A 9,570-nucleotide genomic window follows, 5' to 3' on the forward strand; every position below is an offset into this window, starting at 1 on the left:
AGAAGAAATTCCTGAAGATTTGGAAAAAGTGGAAGTTGAACATCCGCCGGTTAAAGAATCCTTACTTAAATTATTATCCTCTCCGAATATCGCTTCAAAAAGTTGGGTTTACAAACAGTATGACCATGAAGTTCAGGTAAGAACTGTTGTAAAACCTGGTGATGATGCGGCTGTTTTAAGAATAGATGAAGATACTGCTATTGCGCTTACAACTGATTCAAACACAATCCACACTAAATTATCTCCATTTGATGGAGCTGCAGGTTGTGTTGCAGAAGCTATTAGGAATGTTATTTCAATGGGTGCTACTCCATATGCAGTTGTAGATTGTTTAAACTTTGGAAATCCTGAAACTCCTGAAATACTATGGCAATTCAAAACAGCTATTGAAGGAATGGCATTAGTTGCAGAGAAATTCGATGCGCCAGTAATCAGTGGAAATGTAAGTTTCTATAATGAAACAGAAGGAATTAAAATCAATCCAACACCTGCAGTGGGTGTAATTGGTGTTGAAAACATTGAAAACATCAGAACCATGGACTTTAAAAACGAAGGAGATAAAATCATTTTAATCGGTAAAACATATGATGAGTTAACCGGTTCTGAATACCACAGAACCATCCATAATTTGGAAGTGGGAACTGCTCCTAGAATCAGAATCGATGAGGAATTGGCCAATGGTCAGACTGTATTGAAATTAATCGATGAGGATGTAAACAAAGATATCACTGCTGTACACGATGTTTCAGCTGGTGGTTTGGCTGTAGCACTTTCAGAAATGGTTATTAAATCAGGTCTTGGATGTGATGTTACATTAACAGATGATGAATTGGATAAAATCCAATTGTTATACTCAGAAAGCCACGGCAGATATTTATTGACTGTAAAACCTGATGCATTAGATGATGTCTTATCTAAAATAGATGTTGATGTTGAAGTCATTGGGGAAGTTAAAGGAACTTCATTAAATGTTAATAATCATGAGTTCAGTTGGGAAGATTTGAACGATGCATATCATGGTGTAATTGAAAAATACATGGCATGAGTAACTTGGGGAGTTTCGGCATGTTCTTATCAAAATTAGATTCGCTAAAAAATGCTTCTAAGCTACTAAGTGATAATCAAAAATTCAGTGAAATTGAGGAAATTTCTATCTACGATGCTCACAAAAGAGTTTTAGCTGAAGATATCATGGCATTTCATGACTCACCGCCATTCGATAAATCTGCAATGGATGGTTTTGCAGTAATTGCAGAAAATACTTTTGGCGCATCACAATCCGCTCCTAAAGATTTAAAAATCATCGATGCCATTGGTGCAGGTGAGTTTTCATCTAAAACAGTTAATGAAGGTGAAGCTATTGTAATTGCTACTGGAGCTCCAATACCGGATGGTGCTAATGCAGTTATAATGAAAGAGTACACTACAACTGATGGGGATGATTTAACCATTTATTCTCAAGTAACTCCTGGAGAAAATGTTTCCCCTAAATCTGAAGACATCGAAAAGGGTCAAAAGATTTTAGACAAAAATACGTTTATCAGATATCAGGAATTAGGTTTAATTGCATCAGCGGGTTATGATACTGTAAAAGTTTTCAAAAAACCTAAAGTAAAACTAATTATTACAGGAAATGAGCTAGTCGAACCAACCAAAGAGGAAATTGATAAAGCAAAAATTATTAATTCTAATCAATTTACAATAAATGCGATGGTTGAAGATTCAGGAGCCATTTGCGATATTGATCATGCTGGAGATTCTTTTGATGAGGTAAAAGAAGCTATTTTAAATGCATCTAAAGACTATGATGTAATCATGACTACTGGAGGAACAGCAATAAGTAAAGGAGATGTTGTTTTAGATGTGGTTGATGATATTGGTGAGATTTTATTCCATGGTGTTGCAATGAGACCGGGAAAACCTGCAGGTGCGGGAATCGTAAACGATAAAATAATTTTCACATTTTCAGGTCAACCTGTTGCAGCAATGTCTCAGTTTGATATTTTTGCAAGAAAATACCTATTTGAAATGCAAGGAAGGGCATTTGACTTTAACATTGTCAAAAGAGTATCCCAACTTAAAATACCTTCCCAATTAGGTAGAACTGATTTTATCCGTGCGGTTTCAGATAATGAACATGCAAAACATGTCTTGAATAGAGGTTCTGGTATAATTCGTTCAATGGTTGAGGCCAACAGCTATATCATCATAGATGAAAATGATGAAGGATATCAGAAGAATGATATAGTTGACGTTGTCTTCTTTGATTCACTACTTTGGTAGTGGAAGGTGTGTTTTAATGAATGGTATTTATTATTATTTGATAGCCTTTGCTGTCATATGGATATTGGTCGGAATTTTTCATAATAAATTATCAAATCATGGAGTCGAGTTAAATTTTCCAGTCATAATGTGGAAAACAAAAAGGCTTAGGGGACTGATATCTAGAATTTCTAATCTTTCACCAACATTCTGGCGATGGTATATGAATGTTGGTATTATTGTGGCCTTTGGAGCTATGATATTTACTACATGGTCATTAATTTCGGCAATACCTTCAGTTTTTGAAACACCTGCTGTTTCCATAATAATTCCAGGTGTGGAAATGCCTGGTTCATCGATATATGTTCCATTTTTCTATGGTTTAATAGCACTGGCCACAGTTTTAATTGTTCATGAGTTTTCACATGGTATTCAGGCAGTCGGTGAAAAAATATCAATCAAATCAATAGGACTGTTGTTATTCATTATTCTTCCAGGTGCATTTGTCGAACCTGATGAAGATGAATTAAAACAAGCTAAAAATTCATCAAGGCTTAGAGTTTATGCTGCAGGTTCCATTGCTAACATTACTTTAGCCCTTATAGCAATAATGATTGTATCATTATGTTCAGCAGGAATACCAAACTATTTTGCAGAAGACGGAATAGAGATTAATAGGGTTGTTGGAGATTCTCCTTCAGATGGAATACTAAAAGAGGGCATGGTTTTAGAATCTATTGACAATCATGTGATTAATGATTCATCATCCTATATGAATATTGTCAGTTCATTTAGCTCAGGAGATAATGTAAGCGTAAAAACGGATCAGGGAACTTATTCCATAACTTTGGATAAAAATCCAAACAACGAATCAGTCGGATTTTTTGGAATTCAAGCAAATAAACATTTCGTTTTATCAAATGATAGTTTAGGGCCACTACCTTGGATTTTATTTGAGTTTCTTGAGCTATTCCAATGGGTATTCATGTTAAACTTGGGAATTGGTCTATTCAATCTACTTCCACTCAAACCTTTGGATGGAGGATACATGCTTGAGATTTTACTGAGCTATAAATTATCTGAAAATGTGTATAAACCAATAGTTAATGCTTTATCAGTAGTTATGGCAATGATAATTGTGTTTACTATTGTTGCAGGTTTTATTTAATTTATAAAGAAATAATTGTCTTAATTCATAAAATTGAAGTTAAAAATAGTACTTATTTTAAATATTATTAAATTATAATGTTAATTGGAGAAGTTAATTTTCTCTTAATTAGTGAAAAGTAATTATCAAAAAATCCAGTCTAAAGTTGTGAGTTTTTACTTGCAACTTTAATATCTTTTCATTATTAATAAACTTTTTTAAAAAAAGAAATAAAGAAAGAATAATTAAATTCTTTCAGTTTAGAAATATCTTTCTAAGATTCCTTCTAATATTTTATAGTGACGGCCTTCGTCTTTGGAACTTTCTCTGAAGAAATCAGCAGCGGTTTCGATACCGGCTTCAGCAGCTTTTTCAGAAGCTTCTCTTTTTTCTGCGTTAGCCATTTTTTCTCCGCCCATCATCCATTCGATGTTTTCTTTAAGAGTAGGTTTGATTATTCCGTTCATTTCACAGAATCTTGCTGCGTGTTCAGCTTCTTCCCAAGCTAATCTTTTGAATACTTCAGCTAATTCCCCATAGCCTTCTCTGGAAGCTTGTCTGGACATTGCTAAGTAGATACCTACTTCGTTTGTTTCTCCTTCAAAGTTTCCTGCAACGTAGTTTTCTACAGGAGTTCCTTTTGTAATTCCAATTTCATGTTCGTATTTTACCATAATATCATTCTCCTTGTTCTATAATTCTTTACATGCTTTTGCTAATGCAACACCTAATTCATAGCTTGCTTCTTCTTCTTCAGCGTTTGGAACAAAGGTAATTTCTTGTGAGTCAATCACATCAAATCCACAGGTACCTAATTCTTCAGCGAGTTTTGCAGGAGCTCCTCCTCTTCCACCCATTGAACCAAAGGTAACTGCTTTTCTTTCAATACCAGTTCTGTTGAAGAGCAATCCTTTCAAGTAGTACATGATATCTCCGATACTTGGGTATGGCACATCGTTGATGGTTGGATCACCAACTGCAATTCCTTTACTGGTTAGGATACTCTTAACAATTTCTGATCTTTCATCTTCGTGTAAGAAGTAGATTTCCACATCATATCCTTCAGACATTGCACCTTCTGCAATTTCATGAGCCATTTGTTGGGTAGAGTAGTGCATTGTATCGTAGATGATTGTGATTTTGTCTTCACATACCCCTGTTGCCCAATTTTGGTAAGCTCCAATAATTTGCATTGGGTTGGTCCAGATTTGACCGTGAGATGGCGCAATCATCTTAATGGAGTCAAGTAAACCTAATTCAACTACTTCATTTAATTTTTTAAGTACTAATTTTGAAAGTGGTGTAATTAGGTTTGCATAGAACTTTTGAGCAGCATCCATTAGGATAACTTCTGGAATTTCATCTGAAAATCTTTTGGTGAAACATAAGTGTTGACCAAATGCGTCGTTAGGGAATAAAATTCCTGTTTCATCTGCAAGTAAGGTGAACATGCTGTCAGGCCAGTGTAGTAAGAATGCATCCAAGAACGCTAAGGTTCTTCCGCCAACATCTAAACTGTCACCTGTTCCGACAGTGATGAATTCAGCACCTTCGAGTGCAGGGTAGTGTTTTAAAAGTCCGTTTACAGCAATTTTACTGCAGTAAATTGGTGCTTCTGGGAATCTTTTGTGCAAGTCCACTAAGACACCGGAGTGGTCTTTTTCCACGTGGTTTTGAATAATGTAGTCAACTTTGACATCTCTTCCTTCTTGAGCAAAAGCGTCGTCGATACGTGCCATCATTTCTTTTGTTTTTCCAGGATATGCATTGTCGATGATTGCTACTTCATCTTCTCCAAATACAATGTATGCGTTGTATGTGGTACCATCAAGGGTGTAACCGTGGTAGGTTCTCAAATCCCAATCGAGTACACCAATCCAGTATACTCCATCTGCTATTTTTTGTGCATTGGCTTTCATTTTAAAATCTCCGTTTTTATTAATTCATATTAATAACTTTTTATGAATTAATAATATTTTAGATTAAATTTTATATAAAATTTTGTTTTATACGAATTGTTCGTGTTTTTTCACATGCTTCTATAAGGATAGATTCCCTTTTCATTAAATTCTAGCTCTAACCATCTTTTGAGAATTGGTTCGGAAATTTCGTATAATCCATCATTTAGTATTATAAGACCTTGATTTTGAAGATTATTTAGATAGTTGCTTAATGATCCTGTTGATATTCCAAATTCATTTGCTATGTCTATTCTGCGCAGGGGCTTTTCAAGCAGGATAATGATTATTGTCTGTTCTCTAAATGATAATCTTGTCCATATATTTATTAAATGAGAACTTATGGCTTGAATTTTTTTATCAAATTGGATTTTTATGGCATTATCATCTAACTGTTGATTGATTGGCAATAGTGCAGCGAAGATATTAACGTATGAAGGGATTCCTGATGTGCATTTGTAAAATCTTTCAAAACCGTCATCAGTAAATTTTATGTATGGGGTTCTTTCAGATAAATAATTCCTAACAGTTTCTTTTTCAAATGGATTTAAGTGCATTGAAATCATTCTTCCACCAAATGCTCCATTTTGACTTGCAATTTCGGAGATTAATTTGTCCTGCATACTCATTGATCCTGAAAATATGTATGCAACATTTCTTTGATTTTGAATATAACTTCTCAATTTCCATAGGAATGATTCTCTGTAGTCATTTAATTCTCTTATGAGTTGAAATTCATCAATGAAAATTAAGACGCCTTTGATTTTGTTGTGATTTTTCTCATATATTTTTTCAGATAAATCCAATACAAAATCCATAAGCTTTTCTTCGTTTGTCTCTTTTGAAAAAACCGGAACTGGTATTTTATCAATGTTCATAAATTCCTTAATTTTAAAGTCATTGGACTTAAAATATTTTTCTATTTGTTTATCTAAGGTGTTTAAACCTTTATTTTTTGCTTCTTTAATGAATTCTTTGAAAATATGTTCCATTAAACCAATTATGCTCATTTGATTTTTTTGATAACATTTTGATTTTGAAAAATCAATATAAACCACTAGATATTCTTCATCCATTTCTCTTTTTAATTTTTTAAGAAAAACAGTTTTTCCAACACCTCTTATGCCGGTCAATAATAAATCAGGGGCATGTCCTTGGCCTGTTGATTGTAGAAGATTTTTGATATTAATTAATTCGCTTTTCCTGTTGTAGAACTCTTCATCTGTTAAATTTTGATTAGTTCCCCATGGTAAATCAGTCATAATCTGGTCTCCTGAAAAGTACTATAGATTATAGTATGTTTATATTATAATATAAATTTTAGTATGTATTATAAAATATAGTATATATTGGAGGTAATATGAATTTTAGCATATTTTTATTTCATAATACTTCTTTCATACTATAGTGGATATTCTTAAATTCGAAAGTAAATTAGTTATTGTTTGAAATAAAAGCAATTTTACGAAGTAAAAGCAATATTACACTATCAGGCAACGATTTTAATATTTTCAACGGTTTCAAAAGATTTAATATAACTACAAAACAAATTTTGAATCAGAGTTTTAGTACTCAAATCGATAAGTATCGGAACTTTTTTATAAGTTTTATATGAATTGTTCGCATATTTGAGATTAATTGTTGGTGATGGTGTCAATAGGTATGTCTAATCTCCATCGGTTAAATTATTATAGTGTTCATCATTTACTTCTTCTAACCATTCATTGCTTGTATTTTCACCTGGAACTTCAACAGCAATGTGTGAAAACCATGAATCTGCTTTTGCACCATGCCAATGTTTTACGTTAGCTGGAATTGTAATTACAGTGCCCGGAACAAGACTTTCAGCTTCTTTGCCTTCTTCCTGATACCATCCTTCACCTGCTGTGCAAATCAAAATTTGGCCTCCTCCATTACTTGCCTTGTGAATGTGCCAATTGTTTCTGCATCCTGGTTCAAAAGTGACATTAGCTACAAATACTGGTGATTCTCCAAATTCATTTAAAGGATTTAGGTATGAGTTTCCAATAAAATATTGGGCAAAGGCATCATTTGGATTGCCCATGCCAAAAATATTTGCCTTTTTAAAATCCTCTTTGTTTGAATATTTCAAAAACAACACCTTCTATTGTAATTCCAGGGAGTATCTTCCACTGGCTATTGATGCTATTACTCCTCCATCAACCAAGAGATCAATTCCTGTGATGAATGATGAGTCATCGCTTAATAGGAATTCTGCAGCTCTTGCAATCTCTTCTGAAGTTCCTACTCTTTTTGCGGGGGATGAATTAATCATTTCCTGATAGGCATCACCTGCTGATTCGAATTCGTCATAGGCTAGTGGAGTTACAATGATTCCAGGTGAAATTGAGTTTATTCTCGCACCCCTGTCTGCCCAAGTGGTTGCTGCGGCAGTTCTGACCTTTAGGTGGTTTGCCCTTTTTGCAACTACGTATGCCACACCAGAATTGACCATTGCATCATTTTTAATGAAATCCAAATCCTTTAACTCATCAGTTGATGCCAATGCAATTTGCTGTTCGATTTCAGGAGGCAAATTCATCATGTATCCGGTTTGGCTTGAGATGATAAGTCCCGCACCTCCTTTGGCCATATATTTTCCAAATATGTCAATTGCAAGGGATGTTGCAACAAGATCCAGATTAATGATATGCTCTGGGCTTGCTTGGTTCGGTGATGCACCTGCAGTGTGTATGTAATATTTTACATCTCCAAGCTCGCTGGCTCTTTTTGCAAACGCTTCAACGGATTCTGCATCCATTGCATCAACAACCTGTGTTTCTACGGTATATCCGTTATATTTAAGCTCTTCTTCTCTTGCTTTAAGGTTATCTTCATTGATATCTCCTAAAAGTATTATCCTGTTTGTGCTTATTCTTTTTATGATTGCAGTTCCCATGCTTCCTGCACCAAGCAATGCGACTACTTCCCTATTTTCGTTTAAGTTAAATTCCATGTTTTTACTTCCATTCTATTCATTTGCATGCACATCAAATGCATTCATTAACATTTCACCTATGCCTGGAGCATCGGGGTCATGTGAACCTTTTCCAGTGTCCAGTGCATGTAGCTTATCTATTTCACTGTCAGTTAGCTTGAAATCAAATATTTCCATGTTTGATTTGATTCTTTCAGGGTTCAATGATTTTGGAAATACGATTATTCCTTCCTGATTTTCGAATCTTAAGATTATCTGGCCTGCATTCTTGCCGTATTTTTCGGCAAGTTCCAAAATTACAGGATTATTTAATAAATCCGCATTTCCTCTGCCTAATGGTCCCCAAGCTTGGATTTTAACATCCAATGGATTTAAAATTTCTTTTAATTCCTTTTGTTGGATATATGGATTGAATTCAACCTGGTTGACTGATGGAATTGAATCAAAATCAGGAACCCATTTGTTCCATAATTTCGGGGTCATGTTGCTCACGCCGATTGAGAGAATTTTTCCTTCTTCCCTGGCCTCCTCTAGTGCCCTCCAGGCTTCATCAACTTTGCCGTATGGCTGGTGAAGCAGGTATAAATCCATATAGTCTGTGCCCAATTTTTCCAGTGACAGGTCAATGGCTTTTTTGGCATCCTCATATTCATAATCCTGCAGCCATAATTTGGATGTAATCCAAATGTCTTCTCTTTCCACGGCACTGTCTTTTACGGCTTGGCCCACTTCCTGTTCGTTGAAGTATGCAGTTGCCGTGTCGATGTGTCTTATTCCCAAATCGATTGCAGTTTTCACGGTTTCATATGTTGTTCCGTCTGCAGGAATCATGAATGTTCCAAATCCTATTGATGGAATTTCTAATCCGTCATTTAATTTCATATATTCCATATCATCACCATATCTTAAATCATTGTTATTTTAAATAATATCTCTTTGAGAGTTTTGATTTCATCTTCACTTATGCTGGATGTAACTTTTTCTTCCCAGTTTTGTATTACTTCTATTATTTCATCTGTTTTTTTGATTCCATCATCTGTCATTTTGACTAGTTTTTTTCTCCTGTTTTCAGGGTCCTCCTTTCGTGCAATATATCCGTGGTCCTCAAATTTTCTTAAAAGCTTTGCAATGTATGCTCCGCTCACTTTACACAATTTCACCAAATCATGTTGGGTTGCAACCCCCTGGAATCTTATTCTTAAAAGAACAGAAAATTCCTTTAGTGTCAAATCATTGTTATTAAG

Annotated in this window: 10 protein-coding genes; 3 read left to right on the forward strand and 7 right to left on the reverse strand. The window is 34.6% G+C overall.

The genetic code is table 11. The annotated features are described in order from the left end of the window. The 3 genes from ACKI32_RS05260 to ACKI32_RS05270 form a co-directional block, all read left to right on the forward strand. Positions 1 to 1,045, forward strand: a 1,045-nt coding sequence (locus ACKI32_RS05260) for an AIR synthase related protein (RefSeq protein WP_407414215.1), incomplete at its 5' end; no start/stop codon positions are given. 20 nt (positions 1,046 to 1,065) lie between these two features. Then, positions 1,066 to 2,283 carry a gephyrin-like molybdotransferase Glp gene (gene glp / locus ACKI32_RS05265; RefSeq protein WP_407414217.1) on the forward strand — a complete coding sequence of 406 codons (1,218 nt, stop codon included), beginning with the start codon at positions 1,066 to 1,068 and terminating at the stop codon, positions 2,281 to 2,283. Positions 2,284 to 2,299: 16 nt separating this feature from the next. Beyond that, entirely contained in the window at positions 2,300 to 3,430 is a 1,131-nt protein-coding gene (locus ACKI32_RS05270) for a site-2 protease family protein (protein ID WP_407414219.1), read from the forward strand. A 239-nt stretch (positions 3,431 to 3,669) separates the two neighbouring features. Here ACKI32_RS05270 and ACKI32_RS05275 read toward each other — a convergent pair whose 3' ends face one another. From ACKI32_RS05275 to ACKI32_RS05305, 7 genes are all read right to left on the reverse strand, one after another. Further along, positions 3,670 to 4,083 carry a ferritin family protein gene (locus tag ACKI32_RS05275; protein ID WP_067039734.1) on the reverse strand — a complete coding sequence of 138 codons (414 nt, stop codon included), beginning with the start codon at positions 4,081 to 4,083 and terminating at the stop codon, positions 3,670 to 3,672. Positions 4,084 to 4,101: 18 nt separating this feature from the next. Next, a complete protein-coding gene (locus ACKI32_RS05280; protein WP_407414221.1) occupies positions 4,102 to 5,328 on the reverse strand; it encodes an FprA family A-type flavoprotein in 1,227 nt (408 codons plus the stop codon). Between the two features lie 110 nt (positions 5,329 to 5,438). Beyond that, positions 5,439 to 6,629: an AAA family ATPase gene (locus tag ACKI32_RS05285; RefSeq protein WP_407414223.1), complete on the reverse strand. Its 1,191-nt coding sequence runs from the start codon at positions 6,627 to 6,629 to the stop codon at positions 5,439 to 5,441. A gap of 404 nt (positions 6,630 to 7,033) precedes the next feature. Beyond that, the gene (locus ACKI32_RS05290; RefSeq protein WP_407414225.1) at positions 7,034 to 7,480 is read right to left on the reverse strand and encodes a cupin domain-containing protein; all 447 of its coding nucleotides are present in this window, start codon (positions 7,478 to 7,480) and stop codon (positions 7,034 to 7,036) included. Between the two features lie 12 nt (positions 7,481 to 7,492). Beyond that, positions 7,493 to 8,344, reverse strand: coding sequence for an SDR family oxidoreductase (locus ACKI32_RS05295; protein WP_407414227.1), 852 nt, complete (start codon positions 8,342 to 8,344; stop codon positions 7,493 to 7,495). Between the two features lie 15 nt (positions 8,345 to 8,359). Beyond that, complete coding sequence (locus ACKI32_RS05300) at positions 8,360 to 9,217, reverse strand: aldo/keto reductase (protein WP_407414229.1); 858 nt, start codon at positions 9,215 to 9,217, stop codon at positions 8,360 to 8,362. Positions 9,218 to 9,231: 14 nt separating this feature from the next. Next, on the reverse strand, positions 9,232 to 9,570 hold a 339-nt coding region (locus ACKI32_RS05305; RefSeq protein WP_407414231.1), incomplete at its 5' end, for a MarR family winged helix-turn-helix transcriptional regulator.

The sequence above is a fragment of the Methanobrevibacter sp. genome (assembly GCF_045611865.1).
Taxonomy (GTDB): Archaea; Methanobacteriota; Methanobacteria; order Methanobacteriales; family Methanobacteriaceae; genus Methanocatella.

What these genes read in the sequence shown, in the direction of transcription:
- ACKI32_RS05295 (WP_407414227.1), bottom strand. Translation starts at nt 8,344, where the DNA reads ATGGAATTTAACTTAAACGAAAATAGGGAAGTAGTCGCATTGCTTGGT.
- ACKI32_RS05285 (WP_407414223.1), bottom strand. Translation starts at nt 6,629, where the DNA reads ATGACTGATTTACCATGGGGAACTAATCAAAATTTAACAGATGAAGAG.
- ACKI32_RS05270 (WP_407414219.1), top strand. Translation starts at nt 2,300, where the DNA reads ATGAATGGTATTTATTATTATTTGATAGCCTTTGCTGTCATATGGATA.
- ACKI32_RS05280 (WP_407414221.1), bottom strand. Translation starts at nt 5,328, where the DNA reads ATGAAAGCCAATGCACAAAAAATAGCAGATGGAGTATACTGGATTGGT.
- glp (WP_407414217.1), top strand. Translation starts at nt 1,066, where the DNA reads ATGTTCTTATCAAAATTAGATTCGCTAAAAAATGCTTCTAAGCTACTA.
- ACKI32_RS05275 (WP_067039734.1), bottom strand. Translation starts at nt 4,083, where the DNA reads ATGGTAAAATACGAACATGAAATTGGAATTACAAAAGGAACTCCTGTA.
- ACKI32_RS05300 (WP_407414229.1), bottom strand. Translation starts at nt 9,217, where the DNA reads ATGGAATATATGAAATTAAATGACGGATTAGAAATTCCATCAATAGGA.